Origin of the sequence: Spirillospora sp. NPDC000708 (assembly GCF_040299565.1) — a bacterium.
In the GTDB taxonomy this organism is placed as follows: Bacteria; Actinomycetota; Actinomycetes; order Streptosporangiales; family Streptosporangiaceae; genus Spirillospora.
The window spans coordinates 1-26,728 of record NZ_JBEPCJ010000119.1 but is presented as its reverse complement, the minus strand read 5'-3'; the positions used below and the strand labels follow the sequence as shown (position 1 = coordinate 26,728).

Here is a 26,728-nt window from a genome sequence, read left to right as displayed (position 1 = left end):
ACCGGGTGCGGCGCGCCCCCCCCGGGGGGGGGGGGGCGCCGCGCCCCCCCCCGGCCCCGCCGGCGGGGGGGCCCGCGGGGGGGGGGCGGGGGGGGCGCCCCGGCCCGGGGCCCCCCCTCGACGGGGTCGCCAAGGAGACCGGCGGCATCGGCGTCGTCGCCGACGTGACGGACCTCGCCGCCGTCGAGGACGCGCGCCGCCGCGTCGAGGCGGACCTCGGGCCCGCCGACGTGCTCTGCGCCTTCGCCGGCGGCGGCATCGCCCGCCCCGGCCCGACCGCCGCCATGACGGAGGAGGAATGGCACTCGGTCGTCGACGGCAACCTCACCGCGACGTTCCTCACCCTGAAGAGCTTCCTGCCCGGCATGCAGGAGCGCGGCGCCGGCTCGATCGTCACGATGTCGTCCTCGGCCGGGCGGATGCCGTCGAACCTGCCGAGCGCCGGCGGCCGCGAGATGGGCAACCCGTGGGGCGCGCCGGTCGCCTACGAGGCGGCGAAGGCCGGCGTCCAGGCGCTGACCAGGCACGTCGCCGCCGAGGTCGGCGAGCAGGGCGTCCGCGTCAACTGCGTCGCGCCCGCCGCGATCCGGACCGAGCGCACCGAGCGGCACATGCCGCCGGAGGTGCAGGACCTCGTCGCCGCCGCCCACCCGCTCGGCCGCATGGGCGAGACCGGCGACGTCGCGTCCGCCGCCCTGTTCCTCGCCTCGGCGCAGTCGTCCTGGCTCACCGGCCTGACCCTGGACATCGCCGGCGGCAAGATCATGCTCTGAGACGCCGAGGGCGCCGAGGGCGCCGCGCGCGGTGCGCGGCGCCCCCTTGCGGGCCTGGTGATGGGCAGTGCGGGCGGGATCAGTCGTCGTCGCCCTGGCCGCCGTGATCGTCGTGCTTGCCGTCCTCGTGCTTCCCGTCGGCGTGCTTGCCGTCGTCCTCCTTCTTGCCGTGGTCGTCGTGCTCGGCCTCGTTCTGGGTGACGGTGCCGCCGGCGCCGTCGACGAGCAGCTCGTGCCGGGCGCCGTCCTGTCCGGTGATCTCGACCTCCCAGGCGGGCTTCGCGCCCTCGTTCTCCAGCTCCACGGAGGTGACGGCGCCGGGGACGGTCTTCAGCGCGGTCGCGGCGGCCTGCTGCGCGGTGACCTTGGCGTTCTTCAGGCCCTGCGCCTCGGCGGCGTCGGAGCCGGAGCCGCGGTCGGCCCGGTCGGCGGTCACCTTCGCGTTCGCGGTGCCGACCCTGACCTCGTGCCACGTGCCGTCGGCGGCCAGGACCTCGATCTCCCAGGCGCCGTCGTCGAGGTCGGCCTCGCCGACGGTGCCGGGCGCCGCCTTGAGCGCCGCCGCCATCGCCTGGTCGGCGGTGACGGCGGGGGCCTTCGCCGGACGGTCGCCGTCACCGTCGCCGTGGCCGGCGGCCAGGGCGGTGCCGGCCGTCCCGGCGGCCACGGCCGCGGCGGCGACGCCGGTGACCAGCAGGCGCCGGCCGGTCAGGAACTTGCGCAGGTCGGGCTTCATCGTTCTCCCCGTCGGATCGGTCTTGCGGACGTCCACCACCCTGCGGGAGCGGGCCTGAAGGGACGCTGAAGCTTCCTGAAGATCACTTCAGCCGCGTTCTGGCAGGCTGGGGGCATGAAGCTGCTGGTGGTCGAGGACGAGCGGCGGCTCGCCCGGTCCCTGGCCGGCGGGCTGGCGGCCGAGGGGTTCACCGTGGACGTCGCGCACGACGGCGTCACCGGGCTGCACCGGGCGGCCGAGGGCGACTACGACCTGGTCGTCCTGGACATCATGCTGCCCGGCCTGAACGGCTACCGGGTCTGCGCCGAGCTGCGCGCCGCCGGGTCCGAGGTGCCGATCCTGATGCTGACCGCCAAGGACGGCGAGTACGACGAGGCGGAGGGCCTGGACACCGGCGCCGACGACTACCTGACCAAGCCGTTCTCCTACGTGGTGCTGCTGGCCCGGATCCGCGCGCTGCTGCGCCGCCGGACGCGCGGCGGCGCCCCCGAGATCGTGCTCGGCGACCTGCGGGTGGACCCCGCGTCCCGGACGGTCCGGCGCGGCGAGGCGGAGGTCGAGCTGACCGCGAAGGAGTTCGCCGTGCTGGAGCACCTGGCCGTCAACGCGGGCCGGGTGGTGCCGAAGACGGAGATCATCGAGAACGTGTGGGACTTCGCCTACGACGGCGACCCCAACATCGTCGAGGTCTACGTCAGCGCGCTGCGCCGCAAGCTGGACGCGCCGTTCGGCCGGCGGTCGATCACGACGGTGCGGGGCGCGGGCTACCGGCTGAGCACCGACGGCGGCTGACGTGCCGCGCGGGAGGAGGCGGCCGTTCGCGTCCGTGCGCTCGCGGGCGGCGCTGGCCGCGACGGCGGTCGTCGCGGTCGCGCTGGTCGCGGCCGGGCTGACCGTGCTGCTCACGCTGCGGGGCAGCCTGACCCGGCAGTCCGACCTCCAGGCGGAGATCATCGCGCGGGAGGTCGCGGCGCAGGTCGCGGTGGGGACGCCGGTCGCCCGGCTCGACCTGCCCGACTCCGAGGACCATCCGGTGCAGGTCGTGGACGAGCACGGCCGGGTCGTCGCGGTCTCCAAGGACCTGGACGCGATCAGCGGCACCGGGTCGTCGTCCGTGGCGCCGAACGCGGCGCCGTCCGCGACGTCCACGGGCGGGGACGATGACGGCGGCCACGACGACCACGGCGGCCGCGGTGAGCGGCCGGGGCGCGGCGAGGTCTCCACGGACGTCGACTACGGCGGTGGCCGCGCGACCGTCGGCCACGACACGGCCGACTACCGGTTCGCGGCGGTCGCGGCGACCGCGCCGTCGGGCGGGACCGTCGTCGTGCACGCGGGGGCGCGGCTCGCCACGCAGGCCGTCGGTTCGGTGACCCGCGCGATGCTGCTGGGGCTGCCGCTCCTGCTGCTCGTGGTCGGGGCGGTGACGTGGCTGGTGACGCGGCGGGCACTGCGTCCGGTGGAGGCGATCCGGGCGGAGATGGCGGCGATCACCTCGGCCGGCGACCTCGCGCGGCGGGTGCCGGTGCCGGGGTCGCGCGACGAGGTGGCGGGGCTGGCGGAGACGACCAACCAGACGCTCGGCGCGCTGGAGCGGTCGGTGGAGCGGCAGCGCCGGTTCGTCGCGGACGCCTCGCACGAGCTGCGCAGCCCCCTCGCGTCGCTGCGCACGCAGCTGGAGGTCGCCGCCGCGCACCCCCACCTGCTGGACGTGGGCGGCGCGGTCCAGGACGTCGTCCGGCTCCAGGACCTGGCCGCCGGGCTGCTGCTCCTCGCCCGGCTGGACGCGGGGGAGCGGCCCCGCCACGACCGGGTCGACCTCGGGGCGCTGGTCCGCGAGGAGGTGGCGCACCGCGCCGCGACCGACCGGGTCCCCGTCGAGGTGACGGGGACCGGCGCGTTCGAGGTGCTCGGCAGCGCCGCGCAGCTCGAACGGGTGCTGGTCAACCTGCTGGACAACGCGCAGCGGCACGCGGCGTCGTCGGTCGGCGCCGCGCTGTCCGCGGGCGGCGGGCGGGTGGCGCTGCGGGTGACCGACGACGGCCCCGGCGTCCCGCCCGCCGACCGGGAGCGGATCTTCGAGCGGTTCGTCCGGCTCGACGACGCGCGCGCCCGCGACGAGGGCGGCGCGGGCCTCGGCCTCGCCATCGCCCGGGGCGTCGCCCGCGCGCACGGCGGCGACCTGACCGCGGGCGCCGTCCCCGGCGGCGGCGCGGCGTTCGAGCTGTGGCTGCCCGCGGCCGGCTGACCGTGTCCGGCTGACCGTGTCCGGCCGGCGCGCCGCTCCGGCTAGACGACGATGTTCAGCGCGAGGACGAACACCAGGCCGCAGACCGAGATCACCGTCTCCATCAGCGACCACGACTTGATCGTCTGCCCGACGCTCAGCCCGAAGTACTCCTTGACCAGCCAGAACCCGGCGTCGTTGACGTGCGAGAAGAACAGCGAGCCGCTGCCGACGGCGAGCACCAGCAGCGAGGTGTCGCCGGTGCTCAGCCCGGTGACGAGCGGGGCGAGGATGCCGGACGCGGTGACGGTCGCGACGGTCGCCGACCCGGTCGCGAGCCGGATCAGCACGGCGACGAGCCAGCCGAGGACGAGCACGGACACCCCGCTGCCGTCCACCCAGTCCGCGATGGTCTTGCCGATGCCGGTGTCGACGAGCGTCTGCTTGAAGCCGCCGCCCGCCGCGACGATCAGCAGCACGCCCGCGATCGGCGGCAGCGACCGCTCCAGCGTCGCGGTGATCGTCCGGCGGTCCATCCCGGAGCCGCGGCCGAGCGTGAACATCGCGACGACCACCGCGATGAGCAGCGCGATCAGCGGCGTGCCGAGGTTGTCGAGGACGGTGTAGGGCTCGGTGCCCTCGTCGAGCACGATGTCGGCGAACGCCTTGAGCAGCATCAGCACGACCGGCAGCAGCACGGTCGCCAGGGTGAGCGCGAACGAGGGGCGGCGCCGGCCCTGCTCCGCGCCGTCCTTCCCGCCGCCGTCCCTCTCGTCGGCGTCCTTGCCGCCGGCCGTGTCGCCGGTGGTGAACAGCTCGGGCGGCCGGACGTCCACCCAGCGCGCGGCGAACCGGGCGAGCAGCGGCCCGGCGAGCGCGACGGTCGGCACGGCGACGAGCACGCCGAGGCCCAGCGTGACGCCGAGGTCGGCGTGCAGCGCGTCGATCGCGACGAGCGGCCCCGGGTGCGGCGGGACGAGCCCGTGCATCGCCGACAGCCCGGCCAGCGCCGGGATGCCGACCGCGATGATCGACTGCCCGGAGCGGCGCGCCACCAGGTAGATCACCGGCATCAGCAGCACGAGGCCGATCTCGAAGAACATCGGCAGCCCGATGAGCGCGCCGACCAGCGCCATCGCCCAGGGCAGCGCGCGCCGCCCGGACCGTCCGACGATGGTGTCGACGATCTGGTCGGCGCCGCCGGAGTCGGCGAGCAGCTTGCCGAACATCGCGCCGAGCGCGATCAGCGCGCCCACGCCGGACGCGGTGTCGCCGAAGCCCTTGCCGAAGCTCTTCACGGTGTCGGCCATCGGCAGTCCCGCGATGGCCCCGACCAGCAGCGAGCCGAGGGTGAGGCTCAGGAACGGGTGCACCTTCAGCCAGGTGATCAGTACGACGATCAGCGCGATGCCGGCGAGCGCCGCGGGCACGAGCCGCCCGCTGGACGCGTGCGGCGCCGCGGCGAGCACGATCGAGTGCATTGCGGTCATCCTCCTCGGTGGCGGGGCTGGGGAGATCCCGGGGGCGGGGGGGGCGCCACCTGCGCCGAGTGCACCTCATTAACCAGCCGTTATCAAGAGGTCACGTCGAAAAAACATACCTTTGACATCGGGGTGTGCCTGCATCGACGCAATCGTGTGATGATTGACGCCATGGTGCGAGACAGCCCGGCCGCCGGGTTGCACGGCAGCGTCGTCGACCGGCTCGGCGTGCAGATCACCTCGGGGGACGTCCCGGCGGGCGAGGTGCTGCGGATCGAGCAGCTGGAGGCCCGGTTCGGGGTCTCCCGCTCCGTGGTCCGCGAGGCGATCCGGGTGCTGGAGTCGATGGGGATGGTGACCAGCCGGCGCCGCGTCGGTATCACGGTCGCGCCCCGCGGCTGCTGGAACCTGTTCGACCCGCAGATCATCGGCTGGCGCCTGGAGGGCCCCGGCCGCGACGAGCAGCTCCGCGAGCTCGGCGAGCTGCGGCGCGGGCTGGAACCGGTCGCGGCCCACCTCGCGGCGCTGCGCGCGACGCCCACCCAGTGCGGCACGCTGACCGGCGCCGTCATGCAGATGGCGGTGCACGGCAAGTCCGGCGACCTGGAGGCCTACCTGGAGGCGGACGTCCAGTTCCACCGGACGCTGCTGCAGGCGTCGGGCAACGAGATGATGGGCGCGCTCAGCGGGGTCGTCGCCGCGGTCCTCGCGGGCCGCACCCACCACCACCTGATGCCCGCGCGCCCGGAGCCGGCCGCGATCCGCTGGCACGCCGAGGTGGCCCAGGCCGTCCAGGCGGGCGACGCCGCGGCCGCCGAGCGCGCGATGCGCGACATCGTCGACGAGGCGACGCGCGCCATGCTCGACCCCTCCGACGCCGGCCCGGCGGCCCCGCCGTCGATACTGGGATCATGACTCTTCCGCTGAGCCCGGACGAACTGCTGACCACCACCCGTACCGTGCGCAAGCGCCTCGACCTGGCCCGTCCCGTGCCGATGGACCTCGTCCGCGAGTGCCTGGAGATCGCCGTCCAGGCGCCGAGCGGCAGCAACCGGCAGGGCTGGCACTGGATCGTCGTCACCGACACCGAGAAGCGGAAGGCGATCGGCGAGTACTACCGGCGCTCGTTCGCCGCGTACGCCGCGGCGGGCGGCACGTCCGCCGGGCAGTACGCCGACGACCCGGACCGCGCCGAGGTGCAGCGCCGCGTCGGTGACAGCGCCTCCTACCTGGCCGAACGCATGGGGGACGTGCCGGTGCTGGTGATCCCGTGCCTGCGGCTGCACGGCGGGAAGCTGCCGGACGGGAACCAGGCCGGGCTGTGGGGGTCGCTGCTCCCGGCCGTGTGGAACTACGCGCTCGCGGCGCGGGCGCGGGGCCTCGGCACCGCGTGGACGACGCTGCACCTGGCGTACGAGCAGGAGGTCGCGGACGTCCTCGGGCTGCCGGCCGACGTGCGGCAGGGCGCGCTCGTCCCCACCGCGTACTACACGGGCGAGACGTTCCGGCCCGCGCCGCGCGTCCCGCTGGACGAGGTCCTGCACGTCGACGAGTGGTGATCGGACACCACCGCGGGGCGGGCACCGGCGATCCCCCTCGGCTCGCCGGGAGCCCCGTCCCCGGTCAGCGGCCGCGCCTGCGGAGGTCGGCGAAGATCGCCTCGGAGATCGCGGTGGCGGCCTTCTCGGGGTCGGCGGCCGGGCAGAACGGCTGGAACCAGCGGGCGACCGGACGGCCCGCGCGGTCGCGGCGGGGCCGCTGCCAGTGCCAGTAGAGGGCGTCCCCGGGCGCGGGTTCGCCGGACGGCCCGCCGGGGGGCGGCAGCAGCCAGACGGTGCGCCCGACGTACGGCTCGACCTGCACGCACTGCGCCGAGACCGCCATCGGCGAGGAGCCGTTCCCCCACGGTCCCGAGGTGCTCAGGCCGAGGGCGTGAAGGCGGGACATGAGGCGGCGCGCGCAGTCCTCCGCCTCGCCGAGGGCGTCCGCGCGCCCGCCGGGCGCGGCGGTGTCCGGATACGGGGGCTCGGCGATGGCGGAGATCGTCATGGCGGGGCTCCCGGGAGCGGTGGCGGTGTCTGACAGCCAGGTCGGGCGACGCTGACTCCCTGCGCAAGACGGTCCTCCGCGGGCGGTGGCGTGTCAAGCGCTTCATGTCAATTTACATGACGCGGATCACGGGATGATCGTCGGCAATGCGTAATGATCACCCGGCGCAAAAGCTGCATTATGCGGGTTGCATGGTGTGATGGGGCGGTGTAGACACGGAGGATGACTCCCGGTGACGACGGGCCGGTGCTGTCGGGATGGCTGCTCGGCAACGCCCTCGCCGATGCGCGCAAGGCGTCCGGCGAGTCGGTGGCGTCCATCGCCCGTGATCTCGGGGTGCATCCGCAGACCGTGAGACGGTGGGAGAACGCCGAGGTCACCCCCAGTGTTCTCGTCCTGCGCGGGCTCTGCACGCATTACGGAGTTCCGCCCGACAAACGGGACGAACTAGAGGAATTGCGTGAACGGGCGAGCCGGCCGGGGTGGTGGAACGGCAGCGGCGACTGGCCCGACGCCACCGCCGAACTGCTCGGCATGGAGATGGCGGCCGTCCGAATTCGCGCGTGGGACCTGACCGCGATTCCGGGACTCTTGCAGACGCCCGAGTACGCCCGGCAGGTCATCCAGGCCGTCGACCCCAGCGTCTCGCCCACCCGCGTCGACTCCGGCGTCGAGCTGCGGATGGGACGGCAAGCGGAGGTGTTCGGCGGCACCGTCCGCGAGGCCGTCTTCATGATCGACGAGACCGCGCTGGCGCGGATGCCCGGCGGCCCGGCGCTGCGCCGCGCGCAGATCGCCCGCCTGCTGGTGCCGCCGCCCGCCGTGACCATCCAGGTGATGCCGTTCAGCGCCGGCCCGCACCCGGCGCTCGGCTCCTTCATGGCGTTCGACTTCGACTCGGATGTCATCAGCGCGGGGATCTTCGTCGAGGGCTCGGTGACCGGGCGCAGCCGGGTCGAGACCGGCGCCGCCGTCGCCCGCTACGAGCAGGTCTGGGCCTGGCTCCAGGCGAAGGCGCTGACCCCGAAACAGACGACCGAATTCCTCGAGAAGATGATGGAAGGGATAGCCCCGCAATGAGGAATCATGATCTGATCACCCCCGGAACGTGGCGGAAATCGTCGCGGTCGAATGCCGCGCAGGACGCCTGCGTGGAGGTCGGCGGCGGCGACCGGGTCGTCGGAGTCCGCGACACCAAGGACCGCGACGGCGGAACGCTGGTGTTCGGCAGCGAGGCATGGCGCGCATTCGCCGCGCGGGTGAAGGCGGGCCGTTTCGACCTGTGAGCGAATGAAGGCGGACGAAGGGCCCCGGCGAACCCCCGCCGGGCCGCCCTTCTCCCCTTTTCCCCGACCCCTTCCCAAGGAAGACGATGGACACCTACCCCCACCCCAAGGGCGCTTTGAAAAGCGGCCCGGGTGTCGCTTCGGCTGGGCGCATTTACGACTACTTCCTCAACGGCCGGCACCACACCCCCGCGGACGAGGAGGCCGCCCGGAAACTCCAGGAGAAGGTCCCGGAACTGCACTACATGGCGCAGGCCAACCGCATATTCCTGCAGCGCGCGGCGGCCGTCATGGCGCGGGCCGGCGTCGACCAGTTCATCGACCTCGGCTCCGGCATCCCGACGGCCTGGAACACCCACGAGGTCGTCCAGGTCGTCCATCCGGAGGCGCACGTCGTCTACGTCGACAACGACCCCGTCGTCCTGGACATGTCGCGGGACATGCTGCGCCGCGGCGGTGAGAAGAACGTCGTCTACGTCGACGCCGACATCGCCGACCCCGACTCCGTCCTCGCCGACCCCGAGGTGCGGCGGCTCATCGACTTCTCCCGGCCCGTCGGCTACCTGCACGTCGCCATCTGGCACTTCGTGGACCCCGAGCGGGACCCGTGGTCGCTGCTGCGCCGCTACCTCGACGCGGTGCCGTCCGGGAGCTACCTCGCGCTGTCGCACGTCACGGCCGACGGGCAGCGCGCCGACAAGATCGAGCGGTTCAACGAGGTCTACCGGAACGTCACCGCCCGGCTGAACTTCCGCACGTTCGAGGAGATCGACCGGTTCTTCGACGGCTGGGAGTACCTCCCGCCGCACGAGGACGCCCCGCCCGGGCTGTCCTATGTCGACGTCTGGGGCAGCAAGAACCCCGCCGAGGTCGACCCGTCGCACACCTGGATCCCCGCCGGCGTCGCCCGCAAGCCCTGACCCGCCCGTCCCCGGACCGTCCGTGCCGGTGTACGAGCACGTCAGGGCCGGGTGGACATAAGGTGAACAGCGTGTCGGACTCATCGCCGCGCCGGCTGCCCAGAGGGCGCTCGGCGCTGTCCCCCGAGGAAGTGGAACGCATCCAGCGGTCGCGGCTGTGCGCCGCGATGGCCGAGGTGATGGCGGAGAAGGGGTACGTCGCCACCTCGGTGGCGGACGTGCTCCAGCGGTCCGGGGTGTCGCGGCAGAGCTTCTACCAGGTGTTCGACAGCAAGCTCGACTGCTTCATGGCCGCCTTCGACGTCGCGCGGGACCTGCTGGTGCAGCACCTGCTGGAGATGATCGGCGCGGGCGAGGACGGCCGTCCCGCGGCGGACGGCGCGGCGGGCGGTCCGATGGACCGTTTCGAGCAGGGCTTCACCGCCTACCTGGAGGCGCTCGCCATCGAGCTGCCCTACACCCGGCTGTTCCTGATCGAGGTGTACGCCGCCGGGCCCGAGGCGATCCGGCGGCGGGCGGACCTGCAGAACATGATCACCGATGTGCTCGCCGACATGCTGGGCGCGCGCGACGAGGCGGGCCGCTTCACCTGCCGGATGATCGTCGCCGCGACCAGCACGCTGGTGACGAACGCGGTCGCCGACAACGACCTGGAAGCGCTGCGCGCGGTCGGCCCGCCGCTCGTCCGGAACGTCCGCACGCTCTGGGAGGCCGGGGCGTTCGGGCAGCGCCCGGTCCCGGACGCCTCGTCCTGACGGCGGCCGCGCCGTCAGGACGGAGGTTCAGCGGCGGGACTCCGCCAGGTCGGGCCGCCCGGCATCGCTGTGGACGCCGCGCGGCACCGACAGGGCGAGGAGCACGCCGAGTGCGCGGGCTCAGCCGTCGCCGGGCGATCCGAGGGCGCGCGCCAGCTCGTCGGTGTGCAGCAGGTCGCGGTCGACGTGGCCGGTGCGGTAGGCGGCGCGCCCGACCAGGTGCGCCGCGACCGGGACGGTGATGATCTGCAGCAGCGCGACCAGCACCAGCGAGGTGAGCACCTCGATGGTCGGGAACCGGACGCCGACGCCGGCCAGCACCAGCAGCAGCCCGACGGCCTGCGACTTCGTCGCGGCGTGCATCCGGGTGAACAGGTCGGGCAGCCGCAGCAGGCCGAGCCCTGCGCTGAGCGAGGCGCCCGCGCCGAGCAGCAGGAACGCCGCCGTGAACGCCGTCCTCACGCGTCCGCCCCCCGGTCCGGGTCGTCCGGGGCGGGTGCGCGGTGGGTGAGGAACCGGGCGACCGCGACCGAGCCGACGAAGGCGACCAGCGACAGGGCCAGCAGCGTCGGCAGCACCCAGGTGTCGCCGTCGGCGACCGCGGACGCGCCCAGCCCCGCCATGATCACGGCGAGCAGGACGTCCAGCGCCATGGCGCGGTCGAGCATCGACGGGCCGCGGACGATCCGGACGAGCGTGCACGCGGCGGCGAGGAACAGCACCGCCGCCACCGCGACGAGCACGGCCGTCATGCCCCGTCCTCCGCGAGGGCGCGCAGGTCGTCGCGGGTGCCGAAGGCCCGGACGGTCCGGCGTTCGAGCGCCTGCACGTCCCGCCGGGCCTTCTCCACGGCCGCGTCGTCGTCGGCGCCGAGGACGTGCAGGAACAGCGTCGCGTCGGAGTGCCGGACGTCCAGCACCAGCGTGCCGGGCGTCGCGGACAGCGAGATCGCCATGATGGTGAGGATCAGGTCGGAGCGGGTGCGCAGCGGGACCGCGATGACCGAGTTGCGCTTGGCCCGGCCGCGCCCGCCCGCCGCCTGCCAGGCCAGCGGCCCGGCGCTGTGCAGCAGGTCGGCGGCGGCGCGCAGCACGAACACGATGAGCCCGACGGGCCTGAGCCGCAGCTGCGGGCCGACCGGCGGGAGCGGGAACGCCAGTTGCAGCAGCACCGCGAGGACCAGCCCGGACACCAGGTTCCCGACGGTCGGCCGGTCCCACAGCAGCACCCACACGAGCGTCAGCCAGACGACCGCGGGCAGCCGGAGCTCGCGGCGGCGTCCGATCCGGATGGTGAACTCCCTCAAGTGGCGCCTCCCGACGGGAACACGGCCCGCGTGTAGGTCTGCGGGTTCAGCAGTTCGGCGGCGGCGCGCTCGCACAGCGCGTACAGCGGGCCGCCCGCCGCGGTGTAGGCGAGGCTGAGGACGACCAGCGCGGCGCTCCCGGCGACCATCGCGGCGGGCAGCCGTGCAGCGCGCGCGCCCTGCGGGAGGTCGTCCGGCGGGGCGCTCCAGAACGCCTGGTTCCACACCTTCACCAGCGAGTACAGGGTGAGCAGGCTCGTCACCACGGCGCCCGCGACGAGGACGTCCACCAGCGGCCCGCCCTGCGCGAGGCCCGCCCGCAGCAGCCCGAGCTTGCCGAGGAACCCCGACAGGGGCGGGATGCCGCCGAGGTTCATCGCGGGGACGAAGAACAGCACGCCGACCAGCGGCGCGGTGCGCGCGAGCCCGCCGAGCCGGGCCAGCGACGTCGCGCCGCCGCGCCGGTCGATGAGCCCGGCGACCAGGAACAGCGTGGTCTGGATCGTGATGTGGTGCAGGACGTAGAAGACGGTCGCGGCGAGCCCCGCCGCCGAGTCCAGCGCCACCCCGAAGATCATGTAGCCGATATGGCTGACCAGCGTGAACGACAGCAGCCGCCGCACGTCGATCTGCACCATCGCGCCCAGCACCCCGACGAGCATGCTCAGCAGCGCCGCGACCAGCAGCACCCGGCGCAGGTGGCCGCCCGGGAACAGCAGCGTCTCGGCCCGGATCACCCCGTACACGCCGATCTTGGTGAGCAGGCCGGCGAACACGGCGCTGACCGGGGTCGGCGCGGACGGGTAGGAGTCGGGCAGCCACATCGACAGCGGGAACACCGCCGCCTTCACCGCGAACGCGGTCAGCAGCGTCACCTCGGCGATCCGGGCGACCGGGCCGGGCAGTTCGGCGATCCGCCACGACAGCTGCGCCATGTTGACGGTGCCCGTCGCGGCGTACAGCACGGCGATGGCGACGAGGAACAGCATCGACGACAGCAGCGCGACGACGATGTAGGTCGTCCCGGCGCGGACGCGGGCCATGGTGCCGCCGAGCGTCACCAGCACGTAGCTGGCCATCAGCATCATCTCGAACCCGACGAACAGGTTGAACAGGTCGCCGGCGAGGAACGCGTCGCAGACCCCGGCGGTCAGCAGCAGGTAGGTCGGGTGGAACACCGACAGCGGCGTGTCCCGGTCGCGTTCGGCGACGTCCTGCCCGAACGCGTAGACCATCACGCAGAGGGTGACGGCGGACGACACGGCGAGCATCACCGCCGACAGCCGGTCCGCGACCAGCGTGATGCCGACCGGCGCGGGCCAGCCGCCGAGCCGCACGACCTGCGGGCCGTACCGGTCGGCGCGGACCAGCAGCGCGACCGCGACGCCGAGCACCGCGGCGAGCGCGACGATGCTGATCGCGCGTTTCAGCACCGGGCGCCGCGGCCCGATGAGGATCTTGACGCCGGCGGCCAGGACGGGCAGCAGCACCGGCAGCGGGACGAGCGCGTTCACCGGCCGTCCCGCCCCTGCCGCCTCGGCCGGCGCTCGCGGCGGCCGTCGCGGGGGACGCCGCCGGGGAAGTCGCTGTCGGGCTCCTCGCGGGCGCCGAGCTCGGACGGGTCGGCGACGGCGCGCCGCTCGCGCTCGGCGCGCAGCCCGACGTCGTCCTCGCTCTCCCGGCGGACCCGCAGGTCCTCGATGTCGTCGCGGACGTCGTCGTCGCCGCTGAGCCGCCCGCTGCGGTAGGCGATGGCCAGCACGAACGCCGCCGACGCCAGCGAGATCACGATCGCGGTGAGGATCAGCGCCTGCGGCAGCGGGTCGCTGAGCGCGCGGCGCGGGCCGCCGCGCGGGCCGCGTCCGGTGAGGATCGGCGCGGCGCCGGCCGGGCCGCCCGCGGTGAGGATCAGCAGGTTCACCCCGTTGCTGAGCACCAGCACCCCGACGACCAGCCGGGACAGGCTGCGCTCCAGCAGCAGCACGACGCCGGCGGCGACGAGCGTCCCGCCGGTCGCGGCGAGCACCAGGGAGGGGTTCATCAGCCGGCCCCCTCGCCGGTGCGGCCCGCCCCGCGGCGCCGGTCGGCCTCGGTCTGCCGGTCGATCTCGGCGCCGAGCACGGTCAGCACGGTGAGGACGAGCCCGATGACGATCAGGTAGACGCCGATCTCGAACAGCAGCGACGTGACGAGGTGGACGTGGCCGAGCAGCGGCAGGTGCGCGTCCGCGGACGCGCTCTCCAGCACCGCGTGCCCCCAGGCCAGGCCGCCGAGCGCGGTCCCGGACACGATGATCGCGCCGGTGCCGAGCAGCGCGCCCGCCGGGACGGGAGCCGCCTCCCACAGCTCGAACGGGCCGCCCGCGAGGTAGCGGACGGCGAGGGCGAGCCCCGCGACGATGCCGCCCGCGAACCCGCCGCCGGGCGCGGAGTGCGCGGTGAACAGCAGGAACAGCGAGTACAGCAGCACGGTGTGGAAGATGGCCTGGGCGACGACCTCGAACACGATGGAGCGCCGTTCGGCGGCGAGCGTGGACCCGGCCGCGAGCCATCCCGCGGGCGGTGCCTCGTCCAGCGCGGTGATCTCCTCGACGCCCCACACGCTGGTGCCGGGGCCGGGAGGGGGCGGCGCCGACAGCGGCCGCCGCGCGAACACCATGCTGGTCACGCCGAGGGCGGCGAGGGCGATGACGACGCTCTCGCCGAGGGTGTCCCAGGCGCGCAGGTCGACGAGCGTGACCGCGACGATGTTGCCGCCGCCGGCCTCCCGGGCCGCGCCGGGGTAGGCGGCGGAGACGGGCACGGCGTGGCGGGCCCGCGCCGCGAGCAGCGTGACGGCGGTCGCGGTGAGCCCGGCCAGCGCGCCGACCAGCAGGTGGACGGTGCGCTGCGCGGGGGAGCGCGTCGAGAACCGGGCGGGCAGCCGCCGCAGCACCAGCACGAAGACGATCAGGCTCGCGGTCTCGACGAGGAACTGGGTGAGCGCCAGGTCGGGCGCGCCCTGCAGGACGAACAGCGTGGCGACCCCGAACCCGGACGCGCCGGACAGCACGACCGTCTGGCCCCGGTCGCGGGCCCGGATCGCCGCGGCCGCCGCGATGACGGTGAGCAGCGCGACGAGCGCCTGCGCGGGGGAGTCCCAGATCCGGTCGCCGAGCGGCTCCGGCCACGGCAGGCCCGTCACGACGGCGCCGCCCGCCAGGCCGACCGCGGCGAGCAGGATGATCAGCAGGTAGTCGGGCAGCGACCCGCGCTGCACGGTCCCGGTGAGCTGGAGCGCGAACGTGCTGAGCCCGTGCATGAACCGCAGGTAGACCTGCTCGGGCTCGAAGAACTGCGGGACGCGCGCGACGCGCCGTCCGAGCGCGAACAGCGCGACGCCGGCCACCAGCGAGACCGCGGTGAGCAGCAGCGGAACGCCGAACCCGTGCCAGGCCGACAGGTGGTAGCCGCCGTGCCGCGTCGCCGGGAACGGCGCGGCCTCCCGCTCGATCGGCGCGTTCAGCTGCCCGGCGAGCAGCCCGACGACGACGCCCGCCGCCGCGAGCAGCACCACCGGCGCGAGCAGCAGCACCCCGGGACGGTGCACTTCGCGCGGCGCGACGCCCTCCTTGCGCGCGAACGCGCCCCACAGGAACCGCAGGCTGTACGCGGCGGTCAGCGCGGACCCCACCGCGAGCAGGACGAGCAGTCCGGTGCCACCGCCGAGGAACGCCTCGTACGCGGCCTCCTTCCCGGCGAACCCGAGGGTCGCCGGGACGCCCGCCATCGACGCCGCCGCCGCGATCGCCGCCCCGGACAGCACCGGCGTCTCGCGCCCGAGCCCGGACAGCTTCCGCAGGTCGCGCGTCCCGGTCGAGTGGTCGACGACCCCGACCGCGAGGAACAGCGCGGACTTGAACAGGGCGTGCGCGAGCAGCACCGTGAACCCCGCCAGCGCCGCGACCCGGTTCCCGGCGCCGACCAGCACGACCATGAACCCGAGCTGGCTGACCGTCCCGTAGGCGAGCAGCAGCTTCAGGTCGTGCTCGCGCAGCGCCCGCCACCCGGCCAGCAGCATCGTCGCGATCCCGCAGCCCACCACGATCGGCCGCCACCCGGCCGTCCCGGCGAACGCGGGCGCGAGCCGCGCCACCAGGTACACGCCCGCCTTCACCATCGCGGCGGCGTGCAGGAACGCGCTGACCGGCGTCGGCGCGGCCATCGCCCCGGGCAGCCAGAGCCCGAACGGGACGAGCGCGGACTTCGACAGCGCGCCGACGAGGATCAGCACGACCGCCGCCGCCGCGGTGCCCCCGCCGGGCGGCGCCGCGACGATCGCCGACAGCCGGTCGGTGCCCGCCGCCTGCCCGAGCAGGAGGAGCCCGACCAGCATCGCCAGCCCGCCGAAGGTGGTGATGACGATCGCCTGCGTCGCCGCGCGCCGCGCGATGCCGCGCTCCGCGTCGTACCCGATGAGCAGGTACGACAGGACGGTCGTCAGCTCCCAGAACACGTACAGCAGGACGAGGTCGTCGGCCAGGACCAGCCCGAGCATCGCGGCGCCGAACCCGACCAGCTCCCCGGCGAACGCGCCGAGCTTCGGCTCGGCGCCGGTGAAGTAGCGGCCGCAGTACAGCACGATCAGCGCGCCGACGCCGCCGACGATGACCATCATCATCCAGGTCAGCGGGTCGGAGCGCAGGTACAGGTGGAGGCCGAGGCCGGGGATCCACGACCACGACTCGGTGCGCGGCGCGCCGCCGCGCAGCCACGGCCACACCGCCCATCCGGCGGCCGCGGCGAGCACCGCCGCCAGCGGCGGGAACGCGCCCCGCCCGAGGGCCCGCACGAGCACCGGCGCCGCCGCCGCGGCCGCGCAGTACGCGGCGAGCAACAGCAGCAATGAGGCCCCAGCAAAGGTGGACGGCGAACCGGCGATCACGCATGGTGATCGGATCGTGCTGGACCGTCACACTAGTGCTCCGGGAAGGCGCCGCCACGCTCTCCGGCCCGCGGACACGATTGCTTTACCCGCACGTGCCGCCGTGCCAGGCGGTTCCGGCGTCGAGCGCCCGGCCGTTGGCGGGGGAGCGGAGCGCGTCGTGGCGGCCGTACGAGCGGTCGGCGCGCTGCTCGGCGACCATCCTCCGGATCAGGGCGGTGCGGCGGCGCTGTCCTGCCCGCTCGCTGAGCCGCGTCGCGCCCGGGACAAGCCGCCGGACGGTCTCCACAGCGAAGACGCCGGCGGCGGTGCCGAGCACGGCGGCCCGGTAGGGACGGCTGTCGGGGGCGCCGAGATGGTCGGCGTTGCGCCCGCCGAGGACGATGCGGCTGTAGGAGAACAGGTAGTTCGTCAGGACGCGCCGCGCGGTGGCCGAGTCCTTCAGAGCGGGCGGGAGCAGCAGCGGCGCGGCGGCGTCCATCAGCGCGCGGCCGAGCCGCCGCGAATCGCCGTCCGGCCTGAACTCGGTGGCGGACTCCAGCCAGAGCAGCCGCCACGCGTCCGCCTCGTTCGCCGGGAGCAGGTCCGGATGGACGCCCATCAGGTGCCCGACGTACCGCCACAGGTGGAGTGCCGCTGCCCGGTCGGCGGCGGAGAACCGCAGCCCGAGCGCGCGCGAGCCGAGCAGCATGACCAGCGAGAACAGCAGCAGCGTGCCGGTCAGCTGCACCTGGTTGATCGGGGCGTCCCAAGCATCCGAGTCCCAGTCCGCGCGCCGCGCCATCGCGGCGCGGACCTGCGCGTGCATGACCCGGACCCGCAGCGTCTGCGTGAAGCCGGCGTCGAAGCGCCCGAGCCCGCCCGGCGTGGTGACGTCCACCCACCAGCTCGCGGTCTCCGCCAGCCGCCGGGGCGCCATCGCGTCGAGCTCCCCGGTCCGCAGCAGGGTCTTGTTCGCGCGGGACGCGAGGTAGCCGCCGTACAGCGACGCGCACGGCATCACCACGGCGAGCCCGAGCAGCCCGGTGCGGCCGATCACCCCGGCGCCGCGCCGGACCAGGCCGGGGTCCAGCCAGTACGGGACGGGGTCGACCGCCGCGAAGAACTCCACCAGCTCGGGCGGCGGATCGTCCAGCGTGCCGATGCCGTGCCGGAGGGCCTGCTCGAACAGGCGGCGGCCGGTGCCGCCGGGCAGCCGGGAGAACATCTCCGCCACCGCGTCGGCGAGCGGGTCGCCCGCCTCGGCGTACGAGCGGAACGCCGCGAGCTGCGCCGGCGTCGCCCGGATGTCGCCCGGGGCGAGCAGCCGCAGCGTCAGCGTCCACGGGCGCCGGGTCATCCATCCCGGGTGCGGCAGGCGATCCTCGGTCATGTCGTCCTCTCGGTCGTGGGGCCGCCGGACGCGACGTCCGGCAGCAGCCGCCAGGCGTGCAGCGCCATGAGGTACTCCAGGGCGTGCGCGGGGTCGTACAGGTCGGGGCCGAACAGCGGTTCCACCGTCCGGATCCGGTTCCGGACGGTCTGCGGGTGCGCGTGCAGCCGCGCGGCGGTGCTGCTGCCGTTGAAGCCGCACTCGAAGTAGGCGAGCAGCGTCTCCACCATCCGCGGCCGCTGCGCGGGACGGACCCGCCGCAGCGGTGCGAGCCTGCGCTCGGCGAGGCGCCGCGTCAGCTCCGGGTCCTGGACGAGCAGCAGCGTGGGGACGTGCTCGCCGACGTGCACCGGGGCGCCGCCGTCGAGCACGCCGGGCGGCAGCAGCTCCAGCCCGCGCCGGGCCAGCCGCAGCGACAGCGCGGCCCGGCGGACCTCGACGGGCGGGCCGACGACGGCGGGGTGGTCGCCGAGCATCGCCTCCCAGCACGGCGCGGCGGCCGGGCCCGGCCGGGTCGGGGAAGACCAGGCAGGGGACGTCGCGGTGCAGCCCGGACAGCACGTCCGGCGGCAGGAACCTCGGCGGTGCGGTGGGGCGGCGGCGGGCGTCGACCGCGATCGCGGCGACCGTCCGGGGGAGCGTCCAGCCCGCGCGGGCGGCGGCGTCCCGCAGCCCGCCCGGGTCGCAGCCGGGGGTGAGGACCAGGTCGGCGAGGCGGCGGTGCTCCGGCCCGGCGGCTCCGGCGCGGCGGGCGCCGGCGGACCGGTGCCCGTCCGCGGCCGCCTGCTGCACCCGGTCGGCGCAGGTCAGGCCGAGCCGGACGAGCGTTCCGCCGAGCCGCGGCGTGACCCCGGCGCCGACCCGGAGCGCCTGCTCGGCCAGCCGCCCGGCGACCACGCCGGTGGCGGCGGACAGCGCGGCCCGCAGGTCCTCCGGGGAGCGTCCGGCGCACGCCTCCGCCTCGCCGAGCCGCCGGAACGCGTCGAGGACGGCGGGCGCCGGCTCGCCCGGATCGCGGTGCGGGTCGAGGAAGCCGCCGAGCGCCGCGGCGATGGCCGCGTACAGCGGGTCGGGATCGCCGGGCTCCTCGCCCCACTCGTAGGCGAGGACCCTTCCGCGGGCCGCGGCGGCGGCCTGCTCCGCGATGTCCGGGATCGTGCGGTGCAGGCGCCAGAGCGTCCGCGCGTCCGGGACGCGGGCGGGCGGGACGCGGTGCGGCGAGGTCGCGGGCGCGGTCATCGGGCGGTCGGCGCGCGGTGCAGCCGGGCGGGGGACGGGCGGCGCTCGTGGTGGGGGACGGCGGTGATCGCCAGCACCGACAGCGCCAGCGCCACCGCGAGCTCGGTGGACGCGCCGTCCGGCCACGGCTCCCGGAAGAGCAGGGTGCCGGTGAGCAGCAGGTACGTCTTGGCGGTCGCGGTGGCGACCAGCCCGACGACCACCAGCCGGCAGCGCTGGAGGGCGATCTGGAGCTGGCCGAGGGCGAGCGGCGCGGTGACGGCGAACAGGGCCGGGTAGGCGGCGACCGGGGTGAACGGGTGCCCGAGCCGCGCGGCGGCGCCCTTCAGCATCAGCTCGGCGGTGCCGGTGAGCAGCCCCACGTCGATCGCGAGCGCGACGCCGGTCAGCGGGCGGGTGTGCGCGCCCTTGCGGGCGAGGTCGGCGGTGAGGAACGCGGCGCACGGGACCAGCAGCGACAGCGCCGCGACGGACCCGAGCAGCCATGGCGGGACGGCCGCGCCCGCCCCGGCGCCGGGCGCCTTGGCGGCCGAGGTGAGCACGGTCGCCCGGTCGGCCGCCTCCGGCGACGTGATGCGCGGTGCGCCGTCCGACGCGTCCGCGAACAGCGCGGTCGCGGCGGCGAGGACCGCCGCGCAGCCCCATTCGCGGAGCGTGAGCCGCTCGCCCATGACCGGGACGGCCAGCACGATCAGCAGGCCGATCCCCGCGAGGAACATCGGCTGCGCCCGGACCAGGGTGAGGCCGGTCAGCGACGCGGCCTGGACGCAGGCGCCCACCGCGACGACGGTGGCGCCGGCGAGCCAGGTCCGGTCGGTGAGCAGCGTGCGGGCGAGGTGGACGGGGCGGTCTCCGGCGAGCGGGGGCATGCCGGAGGCCGCGATCTTGAGGAGGGTGAGGCCGGTGAAGTAGATGCCGGTGGAGAGGACGGCGAGGGCCTGGTACTGCGCTTGCATGGCAGAGCCTTCCGTGCCGCCCGCGGCCCGGCCGGTCGGCGGCTCAGGGGGTGGGGATCCGGTGGACCTCGGGGTTCACGGCCCGGGCGCTACGGCTTGGCCGGGTCGTAGAGGTCGAAGGCGTTCGGCTGGCCGGCCTTGTAGCGCCGGTCATCGTCGTCGTAGAAGCCCTGGAACTCGTTGGGCAGGTACAGGTTGAAGATCTTGGCGGGCGTGCCGCCGACGCCGGAGGCGTCCAGGATCGCGTTGGCGGCCTTGCGGCCGGCGGTGTTCGCGCCCTCCATCGTGGCGAGGTTGATGTCGGCGCGGACGTAGTCGGAGGCGAGGAACAGGTTCGGCAGCGCGGTGGCGGCCTCGGGCCGGTGGTTCCACGAGCCCGGCTTGTTGATCATCAGCGGCTCGTCGTTGGCGACCTGCGGGGTGCCGTTGCCGGTGATGGCGGGGTCGATGTAGTAGGAGTGGATGTCGGCGTCGTTGAGCACGACCGGCCCCCACGGGATCGCGCGGCGCAGCTGCTCCTTGACCTCGTTGAAGATCTGGTCGGACGTGCACTCGCGGGCGGTCTTGCCGTAGAGGACGCCCTGGGTGTCCCAGGACGACAGGTCGATCGACAGGCAGTCGTTGACCTCGCCGTTGCCGTAGGTCGTGCCGAACTTCTTCTTCCAGAACTGGCCCTGGCTGATGGAGGTGAGCGCCCACGGCTGCCCGGCGTAGGCGACGTGCCCCTTGGCCAGGTCGATCGGCCGGCGCAGGTAGATCATGATCCCGTTCATCCAGTCGGTGGTGATCTGCGCCAGGTTCTTCAGGTTCGGGTCGGCGGCCAGGATCTGGTCGTTGAGCAGCGGGACCGCGCGCTCGACCGGAACGGCGAGGACGTAGTGGTCGGCGTCGACGTTGGCGGTGCCGGCGCTGCCGGTGATCTGCGCGCCGCTGATCCGCTTGTCGGTGACGTCGAGCCGGGTGAGGGTCGCGTCGGACTGGAACTTGACGCCGAGCGACTTGAGGTAGGCGACCCACGGGTCGATGAGCGCCTCGTTGGTGGGGGCGTTGAGCAGCCGGTCGGGGGCCTTGTAGCCGCCGAGGCCGAGGGTGCTGTAGACCCAGGCCTCGGCCATCAGGCCCATGGTGTGCGCGTTGGCCTTGGTCGGTTTGGCGGCGACGAGGGTGCCGGTGAACATCTGCACCAGCAGTTCGTTGTAGGGCTTGTCCATCTTCTCGGCGTGGACCATGTCCGAGAAGCTCATGTTCTCCCACTGGTTGTACCTGCGCAGCGGGCCGCTGGTGACGAACGCGATCATCTTCTGCAGGAAGTAGCCGACCTCCCACACCTGGACCTTGCCGGCGACGTTGAGGGCGGTGGACAGGAACGCCAGCAGCGAGTCCGGGCTGAGCGTGCCCTCGATGCTGCCGCGGGCGGGCAGCACCATCTTGGTGCCGCCGTAGAACGCGGCGACCTCGGTTCCGGCGACGAGGTTGTCGAGCGCCTTGCCGCCGCCGGGCAGCGGGATCCGGCTCATGGTGTCGGGGAGGTTCTGGTAGAAGCCGGGGAAGAACCGGAACCCGTGCTCGGCCGGCAGGTCCTGGCGCCCTCCGCTCCCGGTGTTCGGGACGGGCATGCTGCGGCACTTGCCGCCCCACGCCTTCCGCTCGTAGATCGTGACGTCGAACCCGCGCTCGGCGAGCTCGTGGGCGGTGGACAGCCCGCCCATCCCGCCACCGAAGATCGCGACGCGGCGGCCGGACGGGGCGGCGCGCCCGGTGCGGGCCGCGCGTCTCGCGGCGGGGGCCGCGGCCTGCGCGCGGCCGGTGCCGAGGACGCCGGCGGCGGCGACCGCGCCCGCCGCGGCGAGGGCCCCGGTGACGAACTGGCGGCGGCCGACGCCCTCGTTCCGCCGCTCGTCGCGGGACGGCCCGGTCTGCGATGGAGTCGTGTCCTCCACGGCGCACTCCTTGGGGGGTGGTGTGCTAACCGACACTTGTGTCGGTTACGTGATGGGGCCCCACTATGCGGAAGCCGCCGCGGGGTCGTCAACCCCCGCGGCGGCTTCTCCTCGCCCGATCGGCCGGTCAGTCCGCGTGGCCCAGCCCCGTCCACAGCAGTCGCATCGCGCCCTCGACCAGCAGCGACCTCGGCATGTCCGGGTGCCGCTCCCACCACTGCGCCACCCCGTCGAGCCCGGTGATGATGAGCTCCACCATCGCCTCGGCGATCGGCTCGCCCGGGTCGATCCCGACCGTCTCGCGCATGTCGTTGCCGAGCAGCGCCGCCACCGCGTGCGTGCGCGACTCCCGGATGCCCTGCCGGACGGTCTGGATCTCCGGGTCGTCCTCGTCCGTCCGGTCGAACAGCAGCTTGCGGGCCTGCGGCTTGGTCTGCGCGAAGCTGAAGTAGGCGTCGATGGTCGAGCGCATCCGGTCCTCGGGCGGCCCCGACCCGGTGATGCGGGCGCCGACGTGCTCCACCAGCGCCGCGTTCTGCTCCTGCATGACCGCGAGCAGCAGCACCCGCTTGGACGGGAAGTGGTCGTACATCACCGTCCGCGCCACCCCGGCCTCCGCGGCGATGTCGCCCAGCGACACCGCGTGGTAGCCGCGGCCCGCGAAGAGCTTCAGCGCCGCCTCGGTGATGAGCGCCCTGCGGGCCGGTCCGCGCATGCGCGATTTCGGGGCGGATTCCGCCATGGTCTTGACTCCCTCGTCGGTTGCGTTCACTCTAACCGACACAAGTGTCGGTAAATCCGGGGCGACGGCGGCGGGCCGCCGGACGCCGCGACAGCAGGGAGCCGCGCATGCCGGGCACACGACCGTCGATCGCCATCGTGGGAAGCGGGTTCAGCGGGATCGGCCTCGCCATCGGCCTGCGCCGCGCCGGCTTCACCGACATCACGATCTTCGAGAAGGCCGCCGGCCTCGGCGGCGTCTGGCGCGACAACACCTACCCCGGCGCCGCCTGCGACGCCCCGTCCCACCTGTACTCCTACTCCTTCGAGCCCAAGCCCGACTGGACGCGCCGGTTCGCCGAGCAGCCCGAGATCCTCGGCTACCTCCGGCACTGCGCCCGCAAGTACGGGCTCATGCCGCACTTCCGGTTCGGCACCGAGATCACACAGGCCGAGTACCAGCCCGCGGCGGGCCGGTGGCGCGTCCACACCCGCGACGGCGCCTTCCACGACTTCGACCTCCTCGTCGCCGCCTGCGGCCAGCTCAGCAACCCCGCCGTCCCGAGGCTGCCCGGCCTCGACGCCTTCACCGGCACGGTCTTCCACTCGGCCCGCTGGGACCACCGCCACGACCTCGAAGGCGAGCGCGTCGCCGTCGTCGGCAACGGTGCCAGCGCCATCCAGTTCGTCCCGCTCATCGCGCCCGCCGCCGCCGACCTCACCGTCTTCCAGCTCGAGACGCACTGGATCAGCCGCAAGCCCGACCGCGTCTACCCGCGCTGGCGGCACGCCCTCAACCGGCGCGTCCCCGCCGTGCAGAAGCTGTCCCGGCTCGGCATCTTCCTGTGGTTCGAGCTCCTGCTCAACCCCGCCCTGATCGCCCCGCGCGGCCGCCGCGCCCTGTCCCTGCACATCCGCGCCCTGTGCCGGTTCGCGCTCCGCTCGGTCCGCGACCCCCGGCTGCGCGACCGGCTGACGCCCCGCTACGAGCCCGGCTGCAAGCGCATCCTCACCTCCAGCGAGTACTACGAGACCCTCAACCGGCCGAACGTCCACGTCGTCGACGAGCCGATCACCGAGGTCGTCGCCGACGGCGTCCGCACCCGGGAGGGCCGCCGGCACCGCGCCGACACCATCATCTGGGCCACCGGCTTCCGCTCCCAGGACTTCGTCGCCCCCATGCGCGTCATCGGCCTGCACGGCCAGGAGCTCAACGCCGCCTGGAAGGACGGCGCCCGCGCCCACCTCGGCCTCGCCGTCACCGGTTTCCCCAACTTCTTCCTCATGTACGGGCCGAACACCAACGTCGGCTCCGGCTCCATCGTCCACATGCTCGAGAGCCAGGCCGCCTACATCGTCCAGGCCGCCCGCCTCCTCGCCGGCGGCGTCACCTCCCTGGAGGTCCGCGCCGACGTCCTCGACGCCTCCGACGCCGACGCGCAGCGCCGGCTCGCCACGTCCGTCTGGAACCAGGGCGGCTGCGACAGCTGGTACCTCGACGCCGAGCACCGCAACACCAACAACTGGCCCGGGTCCATGACCGGCTACCGCCGCCGCACCCGCCGCCTCGACCCGTCCGACTACCACCTCGAACACTGACGGAAGGACGCCCCATGGCCGGCCTCGGCACCACCGAGATCCTCATCATCCTCGCCGTCGTCCTGCTCCTGTTCGGCTCGGCGAAGCTCCCGCAACTGGCCCGCTCTCTCGGCCGCTCGGCCCGCATCCTCAAGACCGAGACCAAGGGCCTCTACGAGGACGACGCCCCGCAGCCCGCGCCCGCCCCGCCGGCCCAGCTCCCGCCCGGCCCCCGCGAGCAGGCCGCCCTCCTCCGCCAGGAGGCCGCCCGCCTGGAACGCGAAGCACAGCCGACCCGGGACATCTGAGGCAAAAAGCGATCAATGATCGGTTTTCGTGTTAGCCTGCGAGCGCCGCCCGCTCCGGTACTGGGAGGCCCGCGATGACCGCCGGTTCGCGCACCGCGCCGCTGCCCGTCCGCCCGGCTCGCGCGGACGACCCCGAGGAGGTCAGCCGGATCTACGGCATCTGCCTGCGGACCGCCGCCCTCGGCGGCGACGCGACCGGCCTGGTGGACGATCCGCGGCTGCTCGGCGACGTGTTCGCCGGGCCGTATCTGGCCCACGCGCCCGACCTCGCCTGGGTGCTCGCGCGGGACGAGGGCGGGGCGTCGCGGCCGGTCGGGTACATCCTCGCCGCCGAGGACACCGCGGCCTTCGAGCGCGAACTCGACCGCGCGTGGTGGCCGCGGATCCGCGCGCGGGTGGCGGGACGGTCCGTCGAGCCCGGCGGCCCGGACGCCTGGCTATGCGCCTGCGCCCGGGTGACGGCGCACGGTGACGGCGCTGACCACGGCGAGCAACGTCCACGCGGCGGTGTAGGCGGGGCCGTCGGTGATGAGCGCGCGGCCTGGGCGCGCTGCGCCGGGTGATCGACCGCCGCGACACGATCGGAAATTCCCGGCAATAGCGACAAACATCTAATAGAGGCTTTTGGCGGCTATAAGGGGTATATAACTGGAACGCATTGATCGGCGACTGTCCGTATGCCACTCTTTCCCGGGTGCCCCTCCCGGCAGGGGGCCGCCGGCCGGTGTTCCGAGCGTGCGCGGTCCGCTGCCGTGTCGCCCGGTGCTGAGGCTTAGGTGAAGAAGGCTGCTTTGACGAAACGCCGGATGACCTGCGGCGCGCACCTTCCGGCGGCGGCTCAGGGAGCGCGCCGGTGAGGTGGCCGAAGCGCACCCGGCAGGCCGCCCCGCCCCCGCAGGCCGTACCGCCGCCGTATCCGGGGCCGATGGCGCCCTCGCAGGGGCCGATGGCCGCGCCGCCGCAACCGCACGCGCAACTGCAGAGGCCCGCGCAACCCCGACCGCAACCGCAGCGGCCGCCGCAACCGCAACCGCAACGGCCCACGCAGCCGCAGTCGCAGGTGCAGCGGCCCACGCAGCCGCAGCCGCAGGTGCCGCCGGCCGCACAGCCGCAGGCCCCGATGGCCGCGCAGCCGCAGCAGCAGCGGCCGTCTGTGCCGGTCCCGATGCCCGCCGGAACGGCCGACCCGGACGTGTGGCCGGAGTTGTGCGAACGGTTCTGCCTGCAATTCCTCGTACTCGCGGAGAAGATGCGTCCTGCCATGGACCTGCTGGAACGCCAGGAGGAGGACCCTGACCGGCTCGAGGCCCTCTACGAGATCGACCACGGCGTGACGCGCATGCGGCGGGCCGCGCGCGACCTGCGGGTCCTCGCCGGCCGGGACGCCGAGGAGGCGTCCGGGGCCGACACGTCGCTGCTGGACGTGGTCCGGATGGCCGAGTCGTCCATCGAGCAGTACCGGCACGTCTCGATCCTGCGCGTGGTGGAGCTCGCGGTCCCCGCGTACGCGGCGGAGGACCTGGCGTCCCTGGTCGCGGCGCTGCTGGACAACGCGACCCGCTACTCGCCCTCGCGGGTGACCGTGAGCGCGCACCTGCTCGCCGACGGCGCCGTGATGCTCCGCATCGAGGACTCCGGCATCGGCATGTCGCCCTCGCAGCTGGAGGGCCTGAACAAGGCGCTGGCCGGGCCGGTGCCGCCGATGACGGACGAGACGTCGCGGCAGACGGGCTTCCCCGTGGTGCACCGGCTGGCCCGCCGGCACGGCATCGGCGTGCGGCTCGCCGGGCGGACCGGCGGCACGGTCGCGATGGTGACGATCCCGCCGTCGCTGCTCTGCGAGATCCCGCAGGACGAGCCGCACACGGTCGGGACCGGCGAGATGCCCCCGGCGATGGCGCATCTGGCGATGGCGCGCCGCGGGGAGCGCCCGGCGGGCGCAGCCGCGGAGCGACCGGCGGCCGTGGGGCGTCCGGGGCCCGCGGAACGGCCGGCGGCCGTGCAGCGTCGGGCGGCCGTGGAACGTCCCAGGTCCGCGGCGGCGTCTCCGGCGGAGCGCCCGGCGGCCTTCCGCGAGGCGGGCGGCGAGCCCGACCTCGGCGGCCTGCCGCGCCGGGAGCGGGCGAGCCTGCGCCCCGTCGTCAACGACACCACGCTCA

The 26,728-nt window shown here is 74.4% G+C and carries 27 protein-coding genes and 1 pseudogene; 13 read left to right on the top strand and 15 right to left on the bottom strand.

The window, feature by feature from the left end:
- Window positions 1-5 precede the first annotated feature (5 nt).
- A complete protein-coding gene (locus ABT299_RS46945; protein ID WP_500254771.1) occupies window positions 6-773 on the top strand; it encodes an SDR family oxidoreductase in 768 nt (255 codons plus the stop codon).
- Between the two features lie 79 nt (window positions 774-852).
- On the opposite strand, the gene ABT299_RS46940 is transcribed toward ABT299_RS46945, so the two are convergent.
- Window positions 853-1,509 carry a PepSY domain-containing protein gene (locus ABT299_RS46940; RefSeq protein ID WP_500254768.1) on the bottom strand — a complete coding sequence of 219 codons (657 nt, stop codon included), beginning with the start codon at window positions 1,507-1,509 and terminating at the stop codon, window positions 853-855.
- Window positions 1,510-1,623: 114 nt separating this feature from the next.
- Here ABT299_RS46940 and ABT299_RS46935 point away from each other — a divergent pair, with 114 nt between their 5' ends.
- Together ABT299_RS46935 and ABT299_RS46930 are read left to right on the top strand one after the other, a co-directional pair.
- Window positions 1,624-2,301: a response regulator transcription factor gene (locus ABT299_RS46935; protein ID WP_387030942.1), complete on the top strand. Its 678-nt coding sequence runs from the start codon at window positions 1,624-1,626 to the stop codon at window positions 2,299-2,301.
- A gap of 34 nt (window positions 2,302-2,335) precedes the next feature.
- The gene (locus ABT299_RS46930; RefSeq protein WP_500254767.1) at window positions 2,336-3,757 is read left to right on the top strand and encodes a sensor histidine kinase; all 1,422 of its coding nucleotides are present in this window, start codon (window positions 2,336-2,338) and stop codon (window positions 3,755-3,757) included.
- Between the two features lie 41 nt (window positions 3,758-3,798).
- On the opposite strand, the gene ABT299_RS46925 is transcribed toward ABT299_RS46930, so the two are convergent.
- A complete protein-coding gene (locus ABT299_RS46925; protein ID WP_500254766.1) occupies window positions 3,799-5,217 on the bottom strand; it encodes a GntP family permease in 1,419 nt (472 codons plus the stop codon).
- 171 nt (window positions 5,218-5,388) lie between these two features.
- On the opposite strand from ABT299_RS46925, the gene ABT299_RS46920 reads away from it, so the two are divergent.
- Both ABT299_RS46920 and ABT299_RS46915 read left to right on the top strand, forming a co-directional pair.
- Window positions 5,389-6,132 (top strand): FadR/GntR family transcriptional regulator, encoded by a 744-nt coding sequence (locus ABT299_RS46920; RefSeq protein ID WP_500254765.1) that lies wholly within the window; start codon window positions 5,389-5,391, stop codon window positions 6,130-6,132.
- Window positions 6,129-6,776 (top strand): nitroreductase family protein, encoded by a 648-nt coding sequence (locus ABT299_RS46915; protein ID WP_190859142.1) that lies wholly within the window; start codon window positions 6,129-6,131, stop codon window positions 6,774-6,776. The genes ABT299_RS46920 and ABT299_RS46915 overlap by 4 nt, the downstream gene beginning before the upstream one ends.
- Window positions 6,777-6,840: 64 nt before the next feature.
- On the opposite strand, the gene ABT299_RS46910 is transcribed toward ABT299_RS46915, so the two are convergent.
- Entirely contained in the window at window positions 6,841-7,266 is a 426-nt protein-coding gene (locus tag ABT299_RS46910; RefSeq protein WP_500254764.1) for a hypothetical protein, read from the bottom strand.
- 222 nt (window positions 7,267-7,488) lie between these two features.
- Between ABT299_RS46910 and ABT299_RS46905 the strand changes: the two genes are divergently transcribed.
- From ABT299_RS46905 to ABT299_RS46890, 4 genes are all read left to right on the top strand, one after another.
- A complete protein-coding gene (locus ABT299_RS46905; RefSeq protein ID WP_190859136.1) occupies window positions 7,489-8,346 on the top strand; it encodes a helix-turn-helix domain-containing protein in 858 nt (285 codons plus the stop codon).
- Window positions 8,343-8,552, top strand: coding sequence for a DUF397 domain-containing protein (locus ABT299_RS46900; protein ID WP_387030933.1), 210 nt, complete (start codon window positions 8,343-8,345; stop codon window positions 8,550-8,552). The genes ABT299_RS46905 and ABT299_RS46900 overlap by 4 nt, the downstream gene beginning before the upstream one ends.
- Window positions 8,553-8,638: 86 nt before the next feature.
- A complete protein-coding gene (locus ABT299_RS46895; RefSeq protein ID WP_500254763.1) occupies window positions 8,639-9,472 on the top strand; it encodes an SAM-dependent methyltransferase in 834 nt (277 codons plus the stop codon).
- Between the two features lie 71 nt (window positions 9,473-9,543).
- A complete protein-coding gene (locus ABT299_RS46890) occupies window positions 9,544-10,227 on the top strand; it encodes a TetR/AcrR family transcriptional regulator (protein WP_500254762.1) in 684 nt (227 codons plus the stop codon).
- A 120-nt stretch (window positions 10,228-10,347) separates the two neighbouring features.
- Here the strand turns inward: ABT299_RS46890 and mnhG are convergent, their stop codons facing one another.
- The 12 genes and pseudogenes from mnhG to ABT299_RS46830 form a co-directional block, all read right to left on the bottom strand.
- Window positions 10,348-10,689, bottom strand: coding sequence for a monovalent cation/H(+) antiporter subunit G (mnhG, locus tag ABT299_RS46885; RefSeq protein ID WP_387030921.1), 342 nt, complete (start codon window positions 10,687-10,689; stop codon window positions 10,348-10,350).
- A complete protein-coding gene (locus ABT299_RS46880; protein ID WP_387030919.1) occupies window positions 10,686-10,979 on the bottom strand; it encodes an MrpF/PhaF family protein in 294 nt (97 codons plus the stop codon). The genes mnhG and ABT299_RS46880 overlap by 4 nt, the downstream gene beginning before the upstream one ends.
- Entirely contained in the window at window positions 10,976-11,533 is a 558-nt protein-coding gene (locus tag ABT299_RS46875) for a Na+/H+ antiporter subunit E (RefSeq protein WP_500254761.1), read from the bottom strand. The genes ABT299_RS46880 and ABT299_RS46875 overlap by 4 nt, the downstream gene beginning before the upstream one ends.
- Complete coding sequence (locus ABT299_RS46870; RefSeq protein WP_190859124.1) at window positions 11,530-13,047, bottom strand: Na+/H+ antiporter subunit D; 1,518 nt, start codon at window positions 13,045-13,047, stop codon at window positions 11,530-11,532. Before ABT299_RS46870 ends, ABT299_RS46875 begins: the two co-directional genes overlap by 4 nt.
- Complete coding sequence (locus ABT299_RS46865) at window positions 13,044-13,574, bottom strand: Na(+)/H(+) antiporter subunit C (protein WP_500254760.1); 531 nt, start codon at window positions 13,572-13,574, stop codon at window positions 13,044-13,046. Before ABT299_RS46865 ends, ABT299_RS46870 begins: the two co-directional genes overlap by 4 nt.
- Window positions 13,574-16,417: a Na+/H+ antiporter subunit A gene (locus ABT299_RS46860; RefSeq protein ID WP_500254759.1), complete on the bottom strand. Its 2,844-nt coding sequence runs from the start codon at window positions 16,415-16,417 to the stop codon at window positions 13,574-13,576. The genes ABT299_RS46865 and ABT299_RS46860 overlap by 1 nt, the downstream gene beginning before the upstream one ends.
- 124 nt (window positions 16,418-16,541) lie before the next feature.
- Complete coding sequence (locus tag ABT299_RS46855) at window positions 16,542-17,828, bottom strand: oxygenase MpaB family protein (RefSeq protein ID WP_500254770.1); 1,287 nt, start codon at window positions 17,826-17,828, stop codon at window positions 16,542-16,544.
- Window positions 17,825-18,304 carry a PucR family transcriptional regulator gene (locus tag ABT299_RS46850; protein WP_500254769.1) on the bottom strand — a complete coding sequence of 160 codons (480 nt, stop codon included), beginning with the start codon at window positions 18,302-18,304 and terminating at the stop codon, window positions 17,825-17,827. Before ABT299_RS46850 ends, ABT299_RS46855 begins: the two co-directional genes overlap by 4 nt.
- Before the next feature lie 232 nt (window positions 18,305-18,536).
- Window positions 18,537-19,067: pseudogene (locus ABT299_RS46845) on the bottom strand (RsbRD N-terminal domain-containing protein); the annotation flags it as partial.
- Window positions 19,064-20,023 carry a hypothetical protein gene (locus ABT299_RS46840; RefSeq protein ID WP_500254758.1) on the bottom strand — a complete coding sequence of 320 codons (960 nt, stop codon included), beginning with the start codon at window positions 20,021-20,023 and terminating at the stop codon, window positions 19,064-19,066. The pseudogene ABT299_RS46845 and the gene ABT299_RS46840, both read right to left, overlap by 4 nt.
- An 89-nt stretch (window positions 20,024-20,112) precedes the next feature.
- Window positions 20,113-21,963: a hydroxysqualene dehydroxylase gene (locus tag ABT299_RS46835; protein WP_500254757.1), complete on the bottom strand. Its 1,851-nt coding sequence runs from the start codon at window positions 21,961-21,963 to the stop codon at window positions 20,113-20,115.
- A gap of 127 nt (window positions 21,964-22,090) precedes the next feature.
- Window positions 22,091-22,705 (bottom strand): TetR/AcrR family transcriptional regulator, encoded by a 615-nt coding sequence (locus ABT299_RS46830; RefSeq protein ID WP_387030902.1) that lies wholly within the window; start codon window positions 22,703-22,705, stop codon window positions 22,091-22,093.
- 107 nt (window positions 22,706-22,812) lie between these two features.
- Between ABT299_RS46830 and ABT299_RS46825 the strand changes: the two genes are divergently transcribed.
- The 4 genes from ABT299_RS46825 to ABT299_RS46810 all read left to right on the top strand — a co-directional run.
- Window positions 22,813-24,282 carry a flavin-containing monooxygenase gene (locus ABT299_RS46825; protein WP_500254756.1) on the top strand — a complete coding sequence of 490 codons (1,470 nt, stop codon included), beginning with the start codon at window positions 22,813-22,815 and terminating at the stop codon, window positions 24,280-24,282.
- Window positions 24,283-24,296: 14 nt separating this feature from the next.
- Window positions 24,297-24,569 carry a twin-arginine translocase TatA/TatE family subunit gene (tatA, locus tag ABT299_RS46820; protein WP_500254755.1) on the top strand — a complete coding sequence of 91 codons (273 nt, stop codon included), beginning with the start codon at window positions 24,297-24,299 and terminating at the stop codon, window positions 24,567-24,569.
- Window positions 24,570-24,643: 74 nt separating this feature from the next.
- Window positions 24,644-25,132, top strand: coding sequence for a hypothetical protein (locus ABT299_RS46815; protein WP_500254754.1), 489 nt, complete (start codon window positions 24,644-24,646; stop codon window positions 25,130-25,132).
- A 497-nt stretch (window positions 25,133-25,629) separates the two neighbouring features.
- The coding region (locus ABT299_RS46810; RefSeq protein WP_500254753.1) for a sensor histidine kinase at window positions 25,630-26,728 on the top strand (1,099 nt) is incomplete at its 3' end.